An 18,036-nucleotide genomic window follows, 5' to 3' on the forward strand; every position below is an offset into this window, starting at 1 on the left:
TCCTGGATTGCATTGGTTGACTGTCCGTGCACGGCGGGTCGATTGGCGGCATATTGATCCCGAAGGGCCGGGATCCTAATTCTTACCGACCCGCCTCGCGCGCCGCTCGGCGCCAGTCCGCACCGGAGCCCCCCGATGACCGATCTGTCCGCCTTTCCGATCGCCAAGCGCTGGCCGGCCAAGCACCCCGACCGGCTGCAGCTCTATTCCTCGACGACGCCCAACGGCGTGAAAGTATCGATCGCGCTGGAGGAGATCGGCCTGCCCTACGAGGCACACCGCGTCGACATCGGCAACAATGAGAGCTGGACGCCGGAATTCCTGTCGCTCAATCCGAACGGCAAGATACCGGCGATGATCGACCCGAACGGTCCCGGCGGCAAGCCGCTCGGCCTGTTCGAATCCGGCGCCATCCTGCTCTATCTCAGCGACAAGACTGGTAAGCTCATTCCGGCTGATCCGATCCGGCGCTACGAGACGATCCAGTGGGTGTTCTTCCAGATGGCTTCGATCGGGCCGATATTCGGGCAGGTCGGCTTCTTCAACAAATTCGCTGGGCGCGAGATCGCCGACAAGCGGCCGCTGGAGCGCTATCGCGACGAGTCGCGGCGGCTGATCGGCGTTTTGGAGACGCGGCTGAAGGGCCGCCGGTGGATCATGGACGACGATTTCACCATCGCCGACGTCTCGATGCTCGGCTGGGTGCGCAATCTGATCGGCTTCTACGAGGCGCGCGACCTCGTCGGCTTCGACGACTTTCCCGAAGTCGGGGCTTGGCTGGAGCGCGGCCTTGCCCGCCCGGCGGTGCAGAAGGGGCTTACCATTCCGGCCAAGGGCTGAAGGCCGTCTATTTCGCCTTGGCTTTTGCGCCGCCTCTGCCGAGAACGGAAGCGGCGAGGCGCGCGGTCGCCACCACCGCGCCAGCCGCGACGCTCGCCACGGTGCGGATCGGGCCGGATTTGCTCGCCGGCGGCGTGCGCGGCTTAGCGGCGTTTGCCGCAACCTTGTGTGTGGCGCCGTGCGCCACCTTCTTGGGCGCTGCCTTGCCGAAAGTTGGCTTGGCGTCTTTCGACCGCTCGGCGACCGCGGGACCGGCGCCGGCTTTTGCCTGGGCTGTCCTTGATCGATTGGCCCGGCTTCTTGCGGGCGCGGTTTTTCTGGTCTTGGTTGCCATGGGACACTTCCCTTACGCGGACAATCGGGGATAGGGGCATAACGACCCGAAAGTCTTAAGGTTCCCGTCAAAAAATCCTGAAAATTAAGCGGGTTAACCAATCACCAGATCGGCCGACCGGCGCCGCGCCAGGACGCGTTCGATGTTGGGCATGTCGTTGGAAGCGATCCAGGCGCGGGCGTCTTCGTCGGAGCGGCCAAGACCGCGCCAGCGCTCCATCAGCCGGCGCTCGAGCTCGCCCCGCGGCACATCGACGAAGATGGTGAAATCGAACAGCGGCGCCAGCCGCGACCAGGGCTCCTCGTCAAGCAAAAGATAGTTGCCCTCGACCAAGATGAACTTGGTGTCGGCGGAGACGATGGCGGCGGCGGCGCGCGACAATTCCATGCTGCGGTCGAACACAGGAATGGCAATATCTGGCTCGCCGGAGCGGATGCGCTTCAAAAGCGCCTCGAAACCGCCGAAGTCGAAGGTTTCCGGCGCGCCTTTGCGCGCCCGCAGGCCGCGGCGGTTGAGCACGATGTCGTCATAATGGAAGCCGTCCATCGGCACGATTTCGGAGGTGCCTTCGGGCAGCAATTCATGCAGCCTGCCCGATATGGTCGACTTGCCGGCTCCCGGCGGGCCGGCGATGGCGACGACGAAACGCTTGGCCTTGCCGGCGCGCTTGAAAATGGCGGCGGTAATATGGGCTAAGTCGGACATCGGCGCCTCTCCGCTCTTTGATGCAATTCCGGACGGAAAACCGTTTCACACTTTTCCTGGAATTGCTCTGGCGATCTCGGCCCACATCTTGGCGGGTGTGGATGGAAATTTCAAACCCGGATTGGCCGCAGGCCTTAGGCTAGAACGGAGCGGCCGATGCGCAGGAACTCGCCGTCGAACGGGATGTTCCTTGCCGTGCCGTCAATGGCCAGGATGCTCATGCGGTCGCGCGCGGTTTCGATGCCGCGCGGCGGCTCGACGTCCGCGGATGGGACGGCGCCGATGACGTGGCGGAAGGAAACCGAGCGCCCTTCTGCCAGCGCGAAGGCGGTCGCCACGCCTTCATGCTTGAGCCAATTGTCGCCGAGCGAGGCGGCATGGCCCATGGCGGCGCGGCCATCCTCGATGCCGAGCACGCCGAGATGGCGGCCGCTCCACGGCGCATAGTCGCGGCCGCCATTCGAGAACCACAGCATGGTCACCGGCAGTTCGGCCGGGTTCTTCAGCACCAGCACCAGATCCTGCTCGGCGCGGCGGGCAATGGCCGTCCAGCCCGGTCCGCCGTGATCGGCCTCGACCAGGGTGACGAAATCCTCCCGCTGGTCCTCCATGCGGTAGTCGGTGAGGTCGGTGGTGCCGCCGGCGGCGATCGGGAAATGCGTCAGATCGGCGGCGCGTGCCGGATAGGCAAGGCGTGTCCGGCCGCGCGCCGGGTCCGGCTCCAGCGAGGTGTCCGGCGTCGCCGCCAGCCGCTTCGGCGAGAACGCCAGCCGGCCGCCTTCGCGCATCGCCGTCATCGGATGATGGGCGACGGAAATGGCGCCGGAGCCGCCGGAAAAGACATGCTCCTGGTAGAGGAAAGGATGGCCGTCGCGCAGGGTAAAAATCTTGTCGACGGTAGCGCCCATGACCTTGCGGCGCAGCCGGAAGACGGCCCGCCGGCCACCGGCGATGGCGCCGTCCTCGACGACATCCCACGGGCTGTTGGCCGGCCAGCCATGCAGGGGCGCTTCCTCGACGTCGCTGGTGGAAAACGGCGCGCAGAGGAAATCGCCGGACAGGCGCAATGTGCCTTCGGGCAGGTTTTCCGGCAGGCTCTCGCGCGGCTCGCCGATCCAGGGGGCGCGGTGCAGCGGCTTCAGGACGCGGCCGCCGGCTTCGACCTCCATGCCGGCGATATGGCCGACAGCGAGGTCGAGCGAAACCGAGATGCCTTTTGCGCCGATCGCGACCGTGTCCATGGATGCCCTCCCGAATCTGCCGGTGCCAGCAAAGCCTGTGCAATGCCCTCCGCGCAAGCGGGGTGACAGGCATTTTGCATCAGATCGTCGCGCCTACGAAATCCCGTCTCTTGGGGTGTATCTAAAGGACAATGGCAAACGGCGGCGCTGCCCCTCATCCCCCTGCCGGGACCTTCTCCCCGTGAACGGGGAGAAGAGGGCTGTTTCCGATAATTTCGCCAATCGCCGACGTTGCAAGAAAAGCAGCAAAGTCGCGGCCAGCCACTTTCTCCCCGTGCACGGGGAGAAATGCCCGGCAGGGCAATGAGGGGCGGCGCAAACCTCTGAAACCTGGGCAGATGCCTTACTTCCGCCGTTAACCAAATGGACGCGGCAGATGCGTTACGTTAGCTTCGCCGCATTCTTAGCAACAGCCGTGTTCCTGCCCTTGTTCCATCCCTTCCCGCTCTTCCGCAAATTGATCGCCGTCTTCGCCGTGCTGGTGCTGGCGACCGGCTGCACGACCGCGGCGCCGCCGGAAAGCGTACTGACCGTGCCGGCGCAGCCGCAGAAATATGCGGCGATCGTGGTCGACGCCTCGACCGGCAAGACGCTGTTCGAGGTCAATTCGACGGCGCAGCGCTACCCGGCCTCGCTGACCAAGATGATGACGCTCTATATGCTGTTCGAGGCGCTGGAGAGCGGCCGCGTCAGCAAGCAGACGCAGATCCCGGTTTCGGAGCACGCCGCCTCGCAGCCGCCGACAAAGCTGCGTTTTAGGCGCGGCGAGACGATCGACGTCGATTCCGCCATCCGCGCCATGGTGGTGAAATCGGCCAATGACGTGGCGGTGGCGGTGGGCGAATATCTGGGCGGCTCGGAGGAGCAGTTCGCCGCCATGATGACGGCCAAGGCGCGCCAGCTCGGCATGACCAGCACCAGTTTCCGCAATGCCTGCGGCCTGCCCGACGACGGCCAGGTGACCAGCGCGCGCGACATGGCGGTGCTGGGCATGGCGCTCGAGCACCGCTTCCCGCAGCATTTCCACTATTTTTCCGAGAGCGACTTCATGTTTCGCGGGCGGCTGGTGCGCGGCCACAACGACATGCTCGGCCGGGTGCACGGCGTCGACGGCATCAAGACCGGCTATATCCGCGCCTCCGGCTACAACATCGTCACCTCCTACAATGCCGACGGCCGCCACCTGATCGTGGTGGTGATGGGCGCCAGCAGTGCGCGCCAGCGCAACGACCATGTCGAGGCGCTGATCCAGCGCAGCCTTGGGCCGATGACGGCTGACGCCAGGACAACGCTGATGTATGCCGGGCAGGCCGGTTCGCCGCTTACCGGCCTGGCGACGCCTGGTTTGCCGGCGCCTGGTTTGCCGGCTCCCGGTTTGCCCGCACCATAAGCAGCCGGCGGCGCTCCCCCGCTGCGCTGCCGCAGGCGATTAAAAGCCGACCAGAGGCGCCTTCCCGACATCACAAGTGCTTGCACGGACAGGCGAAATTCACCGGGACGGTGGATATGCCGCGCCGGCTTGGCGTATCGTGGCGGCAGCGACCAAAGGAGACGGCATCATGGGCACCGCCCCCAAGACCCCCGAGCATATGGATGCGGACAACGAGAACGAGAGCGGCGGCGAATATCTCGAGGCGGCCACCGTGCCCGAGGACGCGCATGAGGCGGCCGACGAGCTCCTCGAAACGCCCGACGTGCCGGATTCCGAGCCCGCCGCCCACGGCACGGCGCGGATCAAGCCGAAGAAGAAACCCTCGGCGATCAGCGGCAGAAAGTTCCGCAAGCGCGACCTGGTGCGCATCGACGATCTGAGGCCGAGCCTCGCCGACCGCATCCGCTCCGACCATCCCGACCTGCCGCGCGGCGCCCGCATCAGCCGCGAGGAGCTCGGCCGCTACCGCATGCGCTACATGGAGGAGTTGCTGCAGCAGGAGCATGGCGAATTCTCCGAGCTCGACCGCCAGGTGGTGGAATCGATCGCCAGGCAGGACACGATTTCGGAAAACTCGGAAGAGGAGTTCGAGGAGCACCGCTCCTTCGCCGACCGCGTCTCCGACACCATGGCCGAATTCGGCGGCAGCTGGTGGTTCCTGATTTCCTTCGCCGCCGTGCTCTTGATCTGGATCGGCATCAACCTCGTCGCCGGCACGATGCACGCCTTCGATCCCTACCCGTTCATCCTGCTCAACCTCCTGCTCTCCTGCATCGCCGCCATCCAGGCGCCGGTGATCATGATGAGCCAGAAGCGGCAGGAAGCCAAAGACCGGCTGCGTTCCTTCAACGACTACCGGGTGAACCTGAAGGCCGAGCTGGAAGTGCGGCACCTGCACGAAAAACTCGACTACCTGATCTCGCGCCAATGGCAGCGGCTGGCCGAAATGCAGCAGATGCAGCTCGATGCCATGCACGAGCTGACGGGCGCGAAGAAGCCGAAGCGGGCGGCGCGAGGGGTGCGGACAAGGGCGGTGAGAGGCGAGGCGGGGGAGTGACGCCCGAAAGCTCGGGTTCCTCGCCCCCATGAAATGGGGGGTCCGAAGGACGGGCGAGACCCGCGGCTCGCCCCGGAATGGTGGCTCGGCGAAACCGAGACGGAGGGCGCCATATCCGATTGGCCGCATCGGTGAGACCCCATCAAAGGGTGCCGCGCCGCACAATCGCCAATTGCCCGTTGAAGCCCGCCCCCGCTTCCGCTAAGAAGCCATGGCTGGCCGGCTCACCGGCCGGTTCGTTTTCCGGTTTCCCGGGAAGCACCCGTAGCTCAGCTGGATAGAGCGCTGCCCTCCGAAGGCAGAGGTCACAAGTTCGAATCTTGTCGGGTGCGCCAATTATTTCGGATATTTAGCCGAGTCTCACCGCTTCAAATGGTCGATTTGAAACGATTTTGCATTGCCGTATAGATCCGCGCGGTTGAGAGAGCTGCAGCGGAGGATCGGCGCTTCGGTTGAGGCAAGCTGCTACGTCACAGGCGATCATCCCGCAGAACGAGATGATCGCCTGCCGTATTGCTCTGAACGGCGGTCCGAGGACTTACATCTCTTTTTCCCACCAGCCGCGGGTGTTCACGTCAGCGGCGTCGGCGAGAGCTTCCAGGTCTGCAACGTCATCGCTGGAGAGCGTCATGCTGGCGGCCCGAACCAGACCATCGATATAGCTGGGCTTGGTGACGCCGATGATCGGCGTCGCGCCCTTTGCGATGGCCCAGGCTGTCGCGACATCGGGCGCTGCGGCACCCTGGCTCTGGCCGATCGAGGCGAGCTTGTCCGTCAGCGCCTTCAGCTGAGCCAGCATGCCGTTGTAATTTTCCGCCCGGCTGCTGCCGCCGCCGGGAGCGCCATCCCGGCCCATAGGCAAGACGGTGTCCGACGCCGGCGCCGGTCTGCTCGACGCGGCGCTGCGCCTGCTGCGCCTGCTCGACGATCCGGCAGCGCTGCCCGTGCTCGGGCCGCTTGCCGAGCAGGAAATTCTCTATCACCTGCTCGCCGGCCCGGACGGCGCCAGGATGCGCCACATCACCTCCAGCCAGGGTCGGGTGGCCCAGGTCGGCCGCGCCATCGCCTGGATCGGGAAGAACTTCCGGGACCGGTTCAGCGTCGAGCGGCTTGCCGCGGACGTAAGCATGAGTCCGTCGAGCCTGCACGAGCATTTTCGAGCCGTGACGGCGATGACGCCGCTGCAGTTCCAGAAGCAGCTCAGGCTGTAGGACGCGCGCAGCCTGATGCTGGTCCAGGACATCGACGCCACGACTGCCGCCTTCCACGTGGGTTACGAAAGCCCGTCGCAGTTCAGTCGCGAATATCGCCGCCACTTCGGAGAACCGCCGGCGCGCGACATTGCCCGCTTGCGCGCTTCGCCGGGCTTGGCAGTGGTAGCTTGAGTTCAGCCTGCCCGGCATCGTTCAAATCGGCGTTCATGCGCGTGCCAAAAACCAATTGCAAAATAAAATCAGTCGGCCTAACCTGAACTGATTGCATGGCGCAATCAGATTGCGCGGATGCCATTTGAGGCACAGGCATGGCCAAGCTCGTCTTCGGAATGAATCAGTCCCTCGACGGTTACGTCGATCACACGGAGTTCGGGCCAAGCCCTACGCTCTTTCGCCACTTCATCGAGGAGGTGCGGCGGAAGGCAGGGAGCGTCTACGGTCGCCGCATGTATGAAACCATGCGTTACTGGGACGACGAGCATCCCGAATGGGATGCCGAGCGACAGGCCTTCGCGGCGGCGTGGCGGAACCAGCCGAAATGGGTCGTCTCGCGCTCGTTATGGTCTGTAGGTCCCAACGCCAAGCTCGTCGAAGATGATCTCGAGGGCTTGATGCGCAAGCTGAAGGCTGAGCATGACGGCGAAATCGCGGTCGCCGGCCCGGATCTGGCGCGAAGCCTCACCGAACTTGGCTTAATCGATGAATATCGCATCTACCTGCATCCCGTGGTGCTTGGTCATGGCAAGCCCTATTTCGCCGGACCACGGCCGCCGCTCCGCCTCATGGCTCATGAGCGGATCGACCAGAATGTGATCCGGTTGACCTATGGTCCTGCCTGATCTTGCGACGCCCTCCCGTGCCGCACAGGACTGCTTGCCTGGAGCGTTCACGGTTTCACGGAAACGGCGAACCGCAGTAGAGCGATCGTCGAATGCAATTTCTCGCCCCGTTCGTGTTTTAAGGGTCGAGACCCCAAACATCGGGATTTCGTGCGAAATACTCGATCAGCGTTTCGATGAGGACCCGGACTTTCCGTGTGGGGTTCTTACCCGGCGGTCGGACGACATACGCGCCTGCCGAAAGTAGGGGATCGCGTGTCATCACCGGAACGAGCGCGCCGGAGGCCACATATTCGTGTGTGAGGCAATCGGGGAGCCAGGCGACGCCGAGGCCTGCCGCCGCGGCAGCGGCAAGCGCCGTAGCTTTGTCGGAGGGCCTGATGGTCGAAGACCTGCTTCACAGTCTCAGGTGAACCGCGCGCTTTGAAGTAATCCGGGCTTACGATAAGCTTTCCATAGATCGGCCCGACGCGCTTCGCGATCAGGTTGGAGTCCTGAGGTAACCAACCCGGATCGCACGATCGAAACCTTCGGCGATCAGATCGACGAAACGATTCGCGTGGAGCTGGGGGTGGTGTTGCGCCATTTCCGCAAGCACGGGCAGTCGTCTTGCCGACCGCTCACGACATTGAAGTTGGACCCTCGATCTCGTCGCCTTGCTGCATGGCCACCAACTGCCTCAGCATCCGCCTCATCTCCTTCACCAGGGCTTCCTTCTGCTCTCGCATGCGCTTGCTGCTGTTGAGCGTCATGTCGTATTTGCCACTCCACTCCGTCATCGCCAACAGAAGTGGAAGCAGGTCCGCACCCTTTCGAGTAAGCGAATAGAGCTCGCTTCGTCCGTCATCGGGGTCGGGCCGCTTTCGCACGATCCCTTCTCGCTCCAGGTAATCGAGTCGATCCGCCAGGATGTTGGTCGCTATGCGCTCGCTGGATTGCCGGAAAGCGCCGTGCGTGCGCTTTCCGCGCAGCAGGATGTCGCGCACGATCAGTAAGGACCATTTGTCGCCCAGCGCGTCGAGCGCGCAGCTCATCGGGCAGTTGGACCTGCGTCTCTGCTTCCGCATCGGAACTCGCCTCTCAATCCGCAGTTCGTGGCCTGCTCGGGTGTTTACCGAAAATAGTTTGCGTTTTGCAAACTAAATGAATAACGTCGCCTGGTCAAAGTCAACCAAACGGAGGCCTCCAATGAACATATCGTTGCGCAACCGTCCAACCGCCCTGGTGGCCCTCTACTGGGCGGCAACGGCCGTCATCTTCCTCGTCTTCATGGGATCCGGCATCGCGCTGCTTGCCGGCGCGCCGGCAATGGTCGCGGGCATGGCACATCTGGGGTACCCCGCCTATTTCATTCCTCTCCTCGGCGTCTGGAAAGTGCTTGGCGCGCTCGCCATCGCCGCGCCCCGACTGCCGCTCGTAAAGGAGTGGGCCTATGCCGGCATCATGTTCGACCTGACTGGTGCGGTCACGTCGCGGCTTGAGGTCGGGGATACCGGGATGGATGCGGTGCTTCCGGCGCTCTTCATTGTGGCCGCTGTCGCATCCTGGACGCTGCGGCCGACCGACCGGAGGTTGGTACCCGCGGCGAGCGTGCACAGGCCGTGAGTTCGGCGACGGCAAACAAGCGGCCATAAGCCGGCGTGCTGCTGCCGGCGATGCCCGGAGAGGCAGCGGCACGTGCTCTCGACTGGCGCCGAACCCGGCCTGTGGTCGAGTCGGTCGGGCGCGTCCCGATCGTCGCAAAGACCTATTGCGGCGCGTGCGCGAATCGTATAGCCATATGGCTATGCAAATCACGCCCACGAATTATGCCGCCGAGCTGCGCCGCCATTTGGACGCGACGCCGGAGCTGGTGTTCGCCGCCTTCGCGGATCCGGCATTGGTGCGCCGCTGGCTTACGCCAGCTCCGCAGGTGAGGCTCGAGGTGCTGAGCTTCGATTTCCGCGTCGGCGGCGCTTACCGGTTCGCCTATCATGTGCCGGGCGGCGCGATCATGCACGTCAACGGTGTGTTTCGCGGCATCGAACGGCCGTCGCGGATCGCCTTCTCCTGGAATATCGAGCCGCCGGATGAGCACGCAGGCGTGCAGTCCGAAGTGCGGGTCGCGATCGCACCGGACGGCGATGGCGCGCTGCTCCACATCCGCCATGTCAAGCTCGATCGCATCGGCGCGCCGCAGCGCCATGCCGAAGGCTGGCGCGGCGCGGCCGAGCAACTGGCTGGGCTATTGAGGGAGCGTGAGAATGGAAGCTGACGCCATCGCGGCCGCCGTGCGCACAGCGCTCGCGGCCATTGACGAAGTCAGGATGTTTGGCGGCGCGGGTTTCATGCTCAACGGCAACACGCTGGTCGCCGCCTCGAAGCGCGGTCTCCTTGGTGCGGGTCGGCAAGGACGCGCAGTCCGCCGCGCCTGCGCGTCCAGAGGCGCTCGCGCGGAAAACGAGGCGGCAGGAAAGAGGAGGAAAAACACATGATGCGCTTCGGGCTTGCCGTGCTCGCCTATGTCCTGCCCACTTTCGGGCTCGGCTTTGTTTGGCATCTTGTTCTGTTCGATGATTACTACCGCGCGCTGCATATCTACCGGGACGACATCATCATCCCGTTCGGCCTGCTTTCGATGCTCATCCAGGGCGGCATCTTTGCGTGGATCTACGGCAGGACACTCGCCCAATCGGCGACGAGCTTCGGCTCACGCGCGCTGCTTTACGGCCTGTTGGGCGCGGTCCTGTCATGGAGCTTCACGACGCTCGCGGTCGCGGCGAAGAACATCATGACCTCCGTGCCAGGCTACCTCCTGATCGAAACGGGTTTCACGCTCGCGCAATGGATCATGGTTGCGCCGCTGACGGTTCTGGCGTTCCGCCGATCGGTCAAGGACAGCGCGCTGGCGCAAGCCTGAACCCATGGCCATCCACTACACGGATACGCTGGACCGCACCTTTCATGCGCTGGGCGATGCCTCGCGCCGGCGCATGCTCGCCGCCATCAGCAGGAAGGGCACCTGCTCGGCCGGCGAGCTGGGTGCGCTATTCGACAGCGCACAGCCGACGATCTCGAAGCATCTGCGCGTGCTCGAGGAGGCCGAGCTGATCGCAAGGCGCGTCGAAGGTCGCCGTCATGTCTTCACACTCGCACCATCGCGCATGCGCCAGGCGCAGCACTGGCTGGAGCGGCATCTCGCCTTCTGGGAAGGCAGCCTGGATCAGCTCGAAGAACTGCTTGAAGAGTTGAAGAAGCCGCAGGGCAACGAAGACATGAATGAGTGAGCTGCCTACCTAAAGCAGGTCTCCCGAAAGTGTGCATTGGTTTCGGGACAAAAAGCGGGCGCGCCATTATTTCAAGTGCTTAGATGGATGCTGCGGGAGTCACGCTGACCTCGCGGCAGCCATCGTTCGATCCGCTCTCACGGAAGCGGCCAGGAACCTGCCGCCGATCAGATCGTTTCGCGATATCTGGCCAGATCAACCGGACGGAGAAGAGCTCGAAATTCGGCATGCTCGCAACCGCGCGGCACCGAACACCGGTCGGTCTGCCAGTTTAGGACTTGGCGCAATGTTGCATGACGTCGACTATGTCCTGCGAAAACTCGATTGGCTGCGCGCCGAAGGCATCTGGCCCAACGGCTTGCGGTATCTGTGGACCGATGCATTCGGCGTCGTGCTCTATGTCTCGCTTTACACAGAAACTGGCGAAGAGCGCTGGCTGGGCGCGGCCGACCAGCTGGTGGCCGATGTCGAGCGTGTGCTCGGCCGCCGGCGCGGATTGAGGATCGGCGAAGCGGCGGATCGCGATGGCCAGTATTTCCATTATCTGGCGATGTGGCTGTTCGCCTTGGCGCGTCTCGGCGATCTAAAGCCGGAATACCGCACGCGCGGCATTGCGCTGGCGCGTGACATTCACCCGGCCTTTGTGATCCCCGGCCGCGGCGTGATCTGGAAGATGCAGGAGGATCTGAGCAGCTCATATCCTGGCTACGGTCTCGGCAGCATGGATGCTTACGACGGCTACGTCTCTTACCGGATGCTCGATGAGGATGCACTGGCGGTCGAGATCGCGCAAATGCGTGACCTGATGGAGCGCGATTGGCGCACCCTCGACATCGAGCAGGACCTCGGCCTGGGCATGATGCTGTGGCTCGCCCATTTCTTTCCCGACGAGCCGTGGGCAGAGGCGCAGACGATGCGTTCGCTGCGAACCCTGGAAACGATGTGGGTCGACCCGCCCGGCTATTTCGCCCGCGCCCCATGGCTGGGCGATACCAAGTTCGCCTTCACCAATTACGGCGTTTCGCTCGGCCTGCAGGCCGCCGGTATCTGGCCGGGGCGTGTCGATAGGCTGAACGCCTTCTTCGAGGACTGGCGCTCCGGCGACGAATACGACCGCGAGGCGATCACTTGGGTGATGGCCTGCACCTCGCACCTTCCCGGCGCTTTTCTGACCCGGGGTGGTCGCCGTGCTTAACAACGGTGTCATCGGATATCAAAAAAGACGCCGAGATGGCCAAGTTCGGCCGCTACGCCGCGGCAGGGCACCTCTGCCATGTGGATCGCGCCGCAATTGCGCATGCCTGCGGCGGCTATAGGGAGCACGTGGACCGCGCGCGCGATCTCGATGCCGCGTTCGAGTCCGACAAACTGGCCTTGCTCGACGTGCTGACCGATCCGGAGCCCATTCGCCCATTGCGCTTCATGACGGCACGCTCGATCGGCTGGAGAACGGACGGGTGATCCAGAATCCAGTGCCATAGGGGCGTCGAGACGTTCTTTTGAGAATGCGCTGCGTGCACGGGATCACGCGACATCCTTTATGTGCTGGAACGAAACTTCAACGCTCCGCGCGAACCGGCCTGCGTGGAGCCACCACCATCGGCTGGAGCGCGGCGGCGCCGAAATCGCGCGCCGCCAGAAGCCCCTCGTAGTCGCTCGGCGCCGAATCGTTGGACAAGATAATTGAGCCTAAAATCAGTTGGGATGCTGGCGCATGTCACAATCGTCCAAACTGGCTCGTCATGGAGGTGTGAAACAGACTCGACAGGAGAAACGACATGCTGAAAAAGATACCATACGTTGCGCTGTTGGTAAGCGACCAGGACAAGGCGCTCGATTTCTACACGAACGTCATCGGTTTCGAGAAGCGGATCGACGCGCCAACGCCGGTCGGGCCGCGGTTCCTGACCATCGGCGTTCCGGGACAAGATTTCGAACTGGTTCTGTGGCCAGGTTCGCCAGCTCGAGCCGAGCTCGGTTCCGCGGTTTACACCATCGAGGTGGACGATTGCCGGTCGACTTTCGAAACGCTCGCATCGCGCGGCGTGAAGTTTGAGCCGGCGCAGGTGCTTGAGTTCCCGTGGGGCTACGCCGCTCGGTTCAAGGATCCTGACGGGAATCTGCTTCAGCTGCGCCAGGGCCGCGGGGCTGCTCAGCATTGAGCGAAAGCCACGAGCGGCGAAGTTACGAGATAGGTGGGCGGAATCATTTTATGTCCGGTGTCCGCATCAGCAAGCCTACGCCCAATGTGAGGACGCCAATCGCAAGCACGATAGCCCCGAGATAGGTCGAATAGATAAAGCCGTTCGGCGCCTTCGCGTCAGGACTTGCAACTGAAAGGAAGAAGCCGAGCGGCATCAGGATCGCGGCAATCGGAATGAAACTGCGGGCGATCCACTTCCAGAAGCCGGACAACGGCGTCTCGTCGACATAACGGAGCGCGACGAGCGACAGGACCAGAAGGACACCGGCATGAGCGTGTCCAGCCCGCCAAAGGTTCTGACGCAAAGGATTCGCCAAGTAGCTCGGATCATTGATAAGCATCGAAAGCAATGTGACGCCGCCGTACATCACTGTCGGCAAGAGAATGAGGAGCATTCCCGCCAGCCGTCGGGATTCGATTGTCATGGCCGTTTCGCTCCAGCTCGAGGAGCCGTCATTGGGACCGGGGCCGCCTTGTCGTCCGGAGCGGCGTCACCCACCTAACGTCTTGAGCGGTGAATGGTTTCCGGCGTTACGAGGAGATGCCGGCCGCTGCGTCCACTCGTCCATGAGCACGCGCGTGGGCATGGCAATGATGAGCGGCGGCACTCCAGCGACTGCGCACGGTTCCCCCGACTTCCGAATTATCCAGGCCTGATATTCTGGTTCAACCGGAAGAAATTGGTCGGGTCGTATTGCTTCTTGATGGCGGCGAGGCGCGCAAAGTCTGCGCCGTAAGCCTCCCGCACGCGCTCGTCACCCTCGTCGCCTAGATTGTTGGCATAGACGCCGCCGGTGGAGAAGGGTCTGACCGCGTTCCACAGGTCGCGCGCCCAGCGGATGTTGACCTCGTCATCGGCCGGATCGTCCCAGATGGCGATCGGGAAGCAGTCAAGCGCTGCATCGCGATTGGCGTAGGGCGAATGCGACGCCGGCACCCGAGCGATCGCGCCGCCGACCTGCTGCAAAACCAGCAGCGACGAGCGATTGGGGGCCTGCGCATAGCTGTTGAGCAGCGCGTCGATCGCACCGTCGCTGATCTCGCGCAGAAACTGCGCCTTCCAGTAATAGCGCCGTCCGCGAGGAAAGAGGCTATCGGCCGCCGATTGGATCTGAAGATAGGGAACCGCCTGAAGCCGGCTTTCGATGGGGGATCCGAATGCCATCAGCGGTGCGATGACGGCGTCGCCCGCTTCGGGTGCCCCGACATGGCAAGCCGAGATGCTGAAGGCTCGGTCGCCTGACGGCAGCGTAACCAGCGCGGCGTCGACGCTCAGCTCGTCCGGGGCATCACGCGAGAATTTGTCGTAAAACCGCATCGCCTCGCGCGCATGATCGTAGGCGTGCAGCACCGAGCCCACGAGAAGGTCCGGGCCGAGCGGATGCAGCCGGTATTCGAACGCCGTCACTATGCCGAAATTGCCGCCGCCGCCGCGCAAGGCCCAGAACAGGTCGGAATGCTCGGCTTCGCTCGTTCGCAACAGCCGTCCGTCGGCCGTGACGATGTCGGCGGCGACCAGATTATCGCAGCTCAGACCGTGCTTGCGCCCGAGCTTGCCGAAGCCGCCGCCCAGCGTGAGGCCGGCAATGCCGGTGTCGCCGTTGACGCCCATGGTCGTTGCAAGTCCGTGCGCCTGTGTGGCCGCGTCGAACTTGCCGAGGTTCAGACCGGCTTCGGCCCTGGCGATGCGGCGCGCGGGATCGACCGCGATCTTCTTCATGCGTGACAGATCGATCACCATCCCATCGTCGCAGACCGACAGACCTGCGACGTTGTGGCCGCCGCTGCGAACCGCCACGACACAGCCTTGCGACCTGGCATAGGTCACGGCCCGGGCGACATCACCGGAATCGGCGCAAAAGACGATTGCGGCAGGGCGTCTGTCGATCGCCCCATTCCAGACCCTGCGCGCCTGATCGTAGGCGGCGTCTGTCGGCAGCACCAGTTCGCCCCGCAAGCCTTGCCGCAGCTGTTCGAGCGCCGCGCCCGAAGAATGGGATTGGCCCAACAGCGCATCGATCTGTCGTGGAAGCTCCATCGGTATCGTCCCCGGTTCTCGGCGGGACGATGGTCTCACAGGGAAGCGACCTTCTGCAAAAGCGAAATTCTTGGCTGCCGGATGAGAAAAATTCATCTACGCTGCCGGCATGAGCAACCGCCCGCCGCTGCGCGCTTTGCACGCCTTCGAGGCCGCCGCCAGGCACGGCAGCTTCAAGGCCGCAGCGGCGGAACTCGGCGTGACGCCGACGGCAATCAGCCACCAGGTCCGTTTGCTGGAAGAAATATGCGGCCGCAAGCTGTTCCAGCGCCGGCCGCGCCCGCTCGTGCTGACGAGTGCGGGAGCGCGCCTGTTTCCTATCCTGCGCAACGGTTTTGATCTGCTCGCCCGCTCCCTTGCCGCAGTTGCCGAGCCGGATGTTCAAGCGCCGCTAAGGGTAACGAGCCCGAACGCTTTCGCGAGCCGATGGCTGGTGCCCCGGTTGCCGAAATGGCGAGAGGCCAACCCTGCCGTGCCGCTGGAGATCATCGGCACGGACGCGCTGCTCGATCTGCGCGGAGGCGCTGCGGATGTGGCGATCCGCTACACACGCCGCCCGCCTTTGGGCTTTGCCGCGCAGGAGATATGCCGCGATATCTTCTTTCCCATTTGCAGTCCCCGATTATTGACAAGCGACGGGCGAGCAATTGAGCGTGCCGCTGATCTCCTGCGTTATCCGTTGATTCATTTCGACTGGATGAACCGGGATCCGGATGCTCCCACCTGGTCCCGATGGCTGGCGACGGCCCGTTCGATCGATCCGGATCAGATCCCGGACAAAGCCTGGGATTTGAGCTTCCGCGAGGAACTGCATGCGATCGATGCGGTTGTCGCCGGGCAAGGCATTGCGATTTTGAGCGACGTCGTCGTCGGCCGTGAACTTGAAAACGGCTCGCTCGTCAAAGCGCATCCTTTGTCCTTGCCGGGCTACAGCTTTTATGTCGTATGGATGCACCACAGTCCGCGATCCACGGTGATAGAGTCCTTCCTGGCGTGGATGAGAGCCGTCATATGATACGAAGCTGGCGCGCCGGGTCGGCCCGAGGGATAGGCATTTCGGTCCCCCCTTCACCGACCTGTTTGATTTTATCAGCGCGTGCGGCGCCTTGCGCTTGAGAACGCGAACGCTGTCATTCCGCCAAGGCAACGAACCGTCGTCGTTATCCGCCCACAGTTCGACATAGGCTCAGTAGCTTGGTGGCTCTTCGGTTGCTCCGCCAAGCAACCTGACATTGAGCCGGCCGCCCGTGAACAGCATGTCGTCAAGGGCCTCCGCAAGATCCCTGGAGGTCACGACCTCTCCGTCGCCCTGCATGATGCTGGTTTGTGCGGCACGGCGCATAAGCTCTTTGATGAAGGCTGCGCTGACGCCCTTCGTACGCGCCACCGCCTCACTCACGATCTTGTCGGAAAGTTTCAGCCCACCGCCATAAAGGCGCACGAGCTTCTCCCGGCAGTCATCGTCCGGCAGCGGCACCTCGATGGCCTGGTCGATACGACCTGGACGCCCTGTGAGAGCACCTTCAAGTTGTTCGGGCCGGTTGGTGGTCAGCACGAACAAGATGTCTGCATTGTCCTTCAATCCGTCCATCTCGTTGAGCAAGGTATTGAGGAGGGATTCTTCGCACGGTCCCCCCATATTCTCGCGGTCGCGGGCAATGAGGTCCACATCCTCAATCACTACCGTCGCCGGCTGCAGCAGGCGTGCTAGTGTCATGTATTGCGACAGAAGGCCCATCTGGCCGGCAGTAATGATCAGCGTCGTATGTCCAGGGAGGTTGGCGGCGAGGTAGCGAATGGTGTGCGTCTTGCCGGTGCCTGGCGGGCCGTAGAGCAGGATGCCTTTGCGCGTCGATTGCCCAAGCCGCCTCAGCGCTTCTCGGCTCTCGATGAATCGGATCACGTTGCGATCGAGAAGCTTCAGGGTCTGTTCCGGCAGGATGATCGCTTCGCGTCGCACTTGCGGCAGGCGATGGACCATCACGCCTTTCGAGCGGCCCTGATAGTCCCCTTCAGTTTCGAGGGAAAGAACCTTGCCGCGGTAGGATCGCGCGGCATTGATGGCAGTCTCGAGCTGCGAGAAGCAGCGGTCCACAAGTGCCATACCATCCTCGCCGGCCGGCACGGCGATCTCGACGCAGGTCCCGGACTCGCGGCCGTATTCGCGGTGGAAGGACAGCACGACCGCGTAATGCAGGTCACCATCGCGATTGAGCCACAAACCGTTGTTGAGACATTTTATTGGCTCGCTCTCGCCGATATCGACATCTTGATATTGCGCGGCCGAGATGGTGACGGCGAACTGTCCATCTTTCGTCAGGGCGGCATAGGTCAGCGTCTCGTAACGATGTTGCTCGTAGAGGCCGAAGAAGCGAACGGGCGAGACTGAGAACAGTTTGTCGAGCGCTACCTGCACGTCGGCGCGCATATGACCGGGAAACTGGCGGGATGTTGTGACGATCTCGTCATGCGCCAGTCCTGCGAAATGCCAGGCGATTGCCTCATGGGCGTATTTGAACTTTTTGTCGCGCGAAGCCTGCGCCGGTTGGTCGGGTGAGGTTGCGTCCTCGGTTCCGCCAGGAGCGGCCGTGATGCGAAGTGGATGATCGGCTGCCTTGATGCGCTGCTGGGCCGTATCCAGCATCGCCTTCGCGACCGCGGAAGGATAGCTGCCGCACACAGCCTTTCCCTGCTGCGAGACCGTCGCGGTCAAGGCCTCGGCCTCCGACTCGGACCGGCTGAAGACCGAGCGAATCAGATCGGCGACAAACGCCCATGGAGTCTGGTCGTCATTGTGGATGACAAGTTGTAGTGCCTCGTCGGGTGTATGGCGCACTGTAACGGCTCGCTTTCTTAGGCTGCTGTGG

At 63.3% G+C, this 18,036-nt stretch carries 23 protein-coding genes, 1 tRNA gene and 1 pseudogene; 16 read left to right on the forward strand and 9 right to left on the reverse strand.

Annotated elements, in window-relative coordinates; genetic code table 11:
- Positions 1-135 precede the first annotated feature (135 nt).
- Complete coding sequence (locus tag FJ974_RS02180) at positions 136-840, forward strand: glutathione S-transferase family protein (RefSeq protein WP_140531213.1); 705 nt, start codon at positions 136-138, stop codon at positions 838-840.
- 7 nt (positions 841-847) lie between these two features.
- On the opposite strand, the gene FJ974_RS02185 is transcribed toward FJ974_RS02180, so the two are convergent.
- The 3 genes from FJ974_RS02185 to FJ974_RS02195 form a co-directional block, all read right to left on the reverse strand.
- Entirely contained in the window at positions 848-1,174 is a 327-nt protein-coding gene (locus FJ974_RS02185) for a hypothetical protein (RefSeq protein WP_140531211.1), read from the reverse strand.
- 93 nt (positions 1,175-1,267) lie between these two features.
- Positions 1,268-1,879: a nucleoside triphosphate hydrolase gene (locus tag FJ974_RS02190; RefSeq protein ID WP_140531208.1), complete on the reverse strand. Its 612-nt coding sequence runs from the start codon at positions 1,877-1,879 to the stop codon at positions 1,268-1,270.
- 134 nt (positions 1,880-2,013) lie between these two features.
- Positions 2,014-3,120 (reverse strand): hypothetical protein, encoded by a 1,107-nt coding sequence (locus tag FJ974_RS02195; protein ID WP_140531205.1) that lies wholly within the window; start codon positions 3,118-3,120, stop codon positions 2,014-2,016.
- A gap of 376 nt (positions 3,121-3,496) precedes the next feature.
- Here FJ974_RS02195 and FJ974_RS02200 point away from each other — a divergent pair, with 376 nt between their 5' ends.
- The 3 genes from FJ974_RS02200 to FJ974_RS02210 all read left to right on the forward strand — a co-directional run bounded on the left by FJ974_RS02200 (position 3,497) and on the right by FJ974_RS02210 (position 5,944).
- Positions 3,497-4,510: a D-alanyl-D-alanine carboxypeptidase family protein gene (locus FJ974_RS02200; RefSeq protein WP_140531203.1), complete on the forward strand. Its 1,014-nt coding sequence runs from the start codon at positions 3,497-3,499 to the stop codon at positions 4,508-4,510.
- Positions 4,511-4,679: 169 nt separating this feature from the next.
- Positions 4,680-5,609, forward strand: a complete 930-nt coding sequence (locus tag FJ974_RS02205) for a DUF1003 domain-containing protein (protein ID WP_140531200.1) — start codon at positions 4,680-4,682, stop codon at positions 5,607-5,609.
- A gap of 258 nt (positions 5,610-5,867) precedes the next feature.
- Positions 5,868-5,944, forward strand: a tRNA-Arg gene (locus FJ974_RS02210).
- Between the two features lie 203 nt (positions 5,945-6,147).
- Here the strand turns inward: FJ974_RS02210 and FJ974_RS02215 are convergent.
- Positions 6,148-6,465 carry an aldo/keto reductase gene (locus tag FJ974_RS02215; protein WP_226891598.1) on the reverse strand — a complete coding sequence of 106 codons (318 nt, stop codon included), beginning with the start codon at positions 6,463-6,465 and terminating at the stop codon, positions 6,148-6,150.
- 10 nt (positions 6,466-6,475) lie between these two features.
- Here FJ974_RS02215 and FJ974_RS02220 point away from each other — a divergent pair, with 10 nt between their 5' ends.
- From FJ974_RS02220 to FJ974_RS02230, 3 genes are all read left to right on the forward strand, one after another.
- Positions 6,476-6,820, forward strand: coding sequence for an AraC family transcriptional regulator (locus tag FJ974_RS02220; RefSeq protein ID WP_264296798.1), 345 nt, complete (start codon positions 6,476-6,478; stop codon positions 6,818-6,820).
- A 15-nt stretch (positions 6,821-6,835) separates the two neighbouring features.
- Complete coding sequence (locus FJ974_RS02225; protein WP_226891445.1) at positions 6,836-6,994, forward strand: helix-turn-helix domain-containing protein; 159 nt, start codon at positions 6,836-6,838, stop codon at positions 6,992-6,994.
- A gap of 137 nt (positions 6,995-7,131) precedes the next feature.
- On the forward strand, positions 7,132-7,662 hold the full coding sequence (locus FJ974_RS02230; protein WP_140531197.1) for a dihydrofolate reductase family protein: 531 nt from the start codon (positions 7,132-7,134) through the stop codon (positions 7,660-7,662).
- A gap of 118 nt (positions 7,663-7,780) precedes the next feature.
- On the opposite strand, the pseudogene FJ974_RS02235 reads toward FJ974_RS02230, so the two are convergent.
- Positions 7,781-8,263: pseudogene (locus FJ974_RS02235) on the reverse strand (LysR substrate-binding domain-containing protein); the annotation flags it as partial.
- Between the two features lie 19 nt (positions 8,264-8,282).
- Positions 8,283-8,696: a winged helix-turn-helix transcriptional regulator gene (locus tag FJ974_RS02240; RefSeq protein WP_181177034.1), complete on the reverse strand. Its 414-nt coding sequence runs from the start codon at positions 8,694-8,696 to the stop codon at positions 8,283-8,285.
- Positions 8,697-8,850: 154 nt separating this feature from the next.
- Here FJ974_RS02240 and FJ974_RS02245 point away from each other — a divergent pair, with 154 nt between their 5' ends.
- From FJ974_RS02245 to FJ974_RS02280, 8 genes are all read left to right on the forward strand, one after another.
- Positions 8,851-9,267, forward strand: a complete 417-nt coding sequence (locus FJ974_RS02245; protein WP_140531191.1) for a DoxX family protein — start codon at positions 8,851-8,853, stop codon at positions 9,265-9,267.
- Between the two features lie 154 nt (positions 9,268-9,421).
- Positions 9,422-9,916, forward strand: coding sequence for an SRPBCC family protein (locus FJ974_RS02250; protein WP_226891601.1), 495 nt, complete (start codon positions 9,422-9,424; stop codon positions 9,914-9,916).
- Positions 9,906-10,136 carry a hypothetical protein gene (locus tag FJ974_RS02255; protein ID WP_140531185.1) on the forward strand — a complete coding sequence of 77 codons (231 nt, stop codon included), beginning with the start codon at positions 9,906-9,908 and terminating at the stop codon, positions 10,134-10,136. Before FJ974_RS02250 ends, FJ974_RS02255 begins: the two co-directional genes overlap by 11 nt.
- Positions 10,133-10,561 carry a hypothetical protein gene (locus FJ974_RS02260; RefSeq protein WP_140531183.1) on the forward strand — a complete coding sequence of 143 codons (429 nt, stop codon included), beginning with the start codon at positions 10,133-10,135 and terminating at the stop codon, positions 10,559-10,561. The genes FJ974_RS02255 and FJ974_RS02260 overlap by 4 nt, the downstream gene beginning before the upstream one ends.
- A gap of 4 nt (positions 10,562-10,565) precedes the next feature.
- Positions 10,566-10,928 carry an ArsR/SmtB family transcription factor gene (locus tag FJ974_RS02265; RefSeq protein ID WP_140531180.1) on the forward strand — a complete coding sequence of 121 codons (363 nt, stop codon included), beginning with the start codon at positions 10,566-10,568 and terminating at the stop codon, positions 10,926-10,928.
- Between the two features lie 286 nt (positions 10,929-11,214).
- Entirely contained in the window at positions 11,215-12,123 is a 909-nt protein-coding gene (locus FJ974_RS02270; RefSeq protein WP_140531178.1) for a hypothetical protein, read from the forward strand.
- A 35-nt stretch (positions 12,124-12,158) separates the two neighbouring features.
- Positions 12,159-12,389 carry a hypothetical protein gene (locus tag FJ974_RS02275; RefSeq protein ID WP_140531175.1) on the forward strand — a complete coding sequence of 77 codons (231 nt, stop codon included), beginning with the start codon at positions 12,159-12,161 and terminating at the stop codon, positions 12,387-12,389.
- A 317-nt stretch (positions 12,390-12,706) separates the two neighbouring features.
- Complete coding sequence (locus tag FJ974_RS02280; protein WP_140531172.1) at positions 12,707-13,090, forward strand: VOC family protein; 384 nt, start codon at positions 12,707-12,709, stop codon at positions 13,088-13,090.
- Positions 13,091-13,133: 43 nt separating this feature from the next.
- Here the strand turns inward: FJ974_RS02280 and FJ974_RS02285 are convergent, their stop codons facing one another.
- A complete protein-coding gene (locus tag FJ974_RS02285; RefSeq protein ID WP_210240691.1) occupies positions 13,134-13,556 on the reverse strand; it encodes a hypothetical protein in 423 nt (140 codons plus the stop codon).
- A 218-nt stretch (positions 13,557-13,774) separates the two neighbouring features.
- Entirely contained in the window at positions 13,775-15,169 is a 1,395-nt protein-coding gene (locus FJ974_RS02290; protein ID WP_140531169.1) for an FAD-binding oxidoreductase, read from the reverse strand.
- A 109-nt stretch (positions 15,170-15,278) separates the two neighbouring features.
- On the opposite strand from FJ974_RS02290, the gene FJ974_RS02295 reads away from it, so the two are divergent.
- The gene (locus tag FJ974_RS02295; protein WP_140531166.1) at positions 15,279-16,184 is read left to right on the forward strand and encodes a LysR substrate-binding domain-containing protein; all 906 of its coding nucleotides are present in this window, start codon (positions 15,279-15,281) and stop codon (positions 16,182-16,184) included.
- Between the two features lie 171 nt (positions 16,185-16,355).
- Here the strand turns inward: FJ974_RS02295 and FJ974_RS02300 are convergent, their stop codons facing one another.
- Complete coding sequence (locus FJ974_RS02300) at positions 16,356-18,005, reverse strand: ATP-dependent Clp protease adaptor ClpS (protein ID WP_226891446.1); 1,650 nt, start codon at positions 18,003-18,005, stop codon at positions 16,356-16,358.
- Between the last annotated feature and the right edge of the window lie 31 nt (positions 18,006-18,036).

Source organism: Mesorhizobium sp. B1-1-8 (assembly GCF_006442795.2).
Lineage (GTDB): Bacteria > Pseudomonadota > Alphaproteobacteria > Rhizobiales > Rhizobiaceae > Mesorhizobium.

Excerpts from the sequence above, each read along its gene's own strand:
- FJ974_RS02230 (WP_140531197.1), top strand. The coding sequence starts at position 7,132 with ATGGCCAAGCTCGTCTTCGGAATGAATCAGTCCCTCGACGGTTACGTC.
- FJ974_RS02225 (WP_226891445.1), top strand. The coding sequence starts at position 6,836 with ATGCTGGTCCAGGACATCGACGCCACGACTGCCGCCTTCCACGTGGGT.
- FJ974_RS02180 (WP_140531213.1), top strand. The coding sequence starts at position 136 with ATGACCGATCTGTCCGCCTTTCCGATCGCCAAGCGCTGGCCGGCCAAG.
- FJ974_RS02190 (WP_140531208.1), bottom strand. The coding sequence starts at position 1,879 with ATGTCCGACTTAGCCCATATTACCGCCGCCATTTTCAAGCGCGCCGGC.
- FJ974_RS02185 (WP_140531211.1), bottom strand. The coding sequence starts at position 1,174 with ATGGCAACCAAGACCAGAAAAACCGCGCCCGCAAGAAGCCGGGCCAAT.
- FJ974_RS02285 (WP_210240691.1), bottom strand. The coding sequence starts at position 13,556 with ATGACAATCGAATCCCGACGGCTGGCGGGAATGCTCCTCATTCTCTTG.
- FJ974_RS02240 (WP_181177034.1), bottom strand. The coding sequence starts at position 8,696 with ATGAGCTGCGCGCTCGACGCGCTGGGCGACAAATGGTCCTTACTGATC.
- FJ974_RS02265 (WP_140531180.1), top strand. The coding sequence starts at position 10,566 with ATGGCCATCCACTACACGGATACGCTGGACCGCACCTTTCATGCGCTG.
- FJ974_RS02270 (WP_140531178.1), top strand. The coding sequence starts at position 11,215 with ATGTTGCATGACGTCGACTATGTCCTGCGAAAACTCGATTGGCTGCGC.
- FJ974_RS02215 (WP_226891598.1), bottom strand. The coding sequence starts at position 6,465 with ATGGGCCGGGATGGCGCTCCCGGCGGCGGCAGCAGCCGGGCGGAAAAT.
- FJ974_RS02260 (WP_140531183.1), top strand. The coding sequence starts at position 10,133 with ATGATGCGCTTCGGGCTTGCCGTGCTCGCCTATGTCCTGCCCACTTTC.
- FJ974_RS02290 (WP_140531169.1), bottom strand. The coding sequence starts at position 15,169 with ATGGAGCTTCCACGACAGATCGATGCGCTGTTGGGCCAATCCCATTCT.
- FJ974_RS02205 (WP_140531200.1), top strand. The coding sequence starts at position 4,680 with ATGGGCACCGCCCCCAAGACCCCCGAGCATATGGATGCGGACAACGAG.
- FJ974_RS02195 (WP_140531205.1), bottom strand. The coding sequence starts at position 3,120 with ATGGACACGGTCGCGATCGGCGCAAAAGGCATCTCGGTTTCGCTCGAC.
- FJ974_RS02200 (WP_140531203.1), top strand. The coding sequence starts at position 3,497 with ATGCGTTACGTTAGCTTCGCCGCATTCTTAGCAACAGCCGTGTTCCTG.
- FJ974_RS02255 (WP_140531185.1), top strand. The coding sequence starts at position 9,906 with ATGGAAGCTGACGCCATCGCGGCCGCCGTGCGCACAGCGCTCGCGGCC.
- FJ974_RS02280 (WP_140531172.1), top strand. The coding sequence starts at position 12,707 with ATGCTGAAAAAGATACCATACGTTGCGCTGTTGGTAAGCGACCAGGAC.
- FJ974_RS02245 (WP_140531191.1), top strand. The coding sequence starts at position 8,851 with ATGAACATATCGTTGCGCAACCGTCCAACCGCCCTGGTGGCCCTCTAC.
- FJ974_RS02275 (WP_140531175.1), top strand. The coding sequence starts at position 12,159 with ATGGCCAAGTTCGGCCGCTACGCCGCGGCAGGGCACCTCTGCCATGTG.
- FJ974_RS02295 (WP_140531166.1), top strand. The coding sequence starts at position 15,279 with ATGAGCAACCGCCCGCCGCTGCGCGCTTTGCACGCCTTCGAGGCCGCC.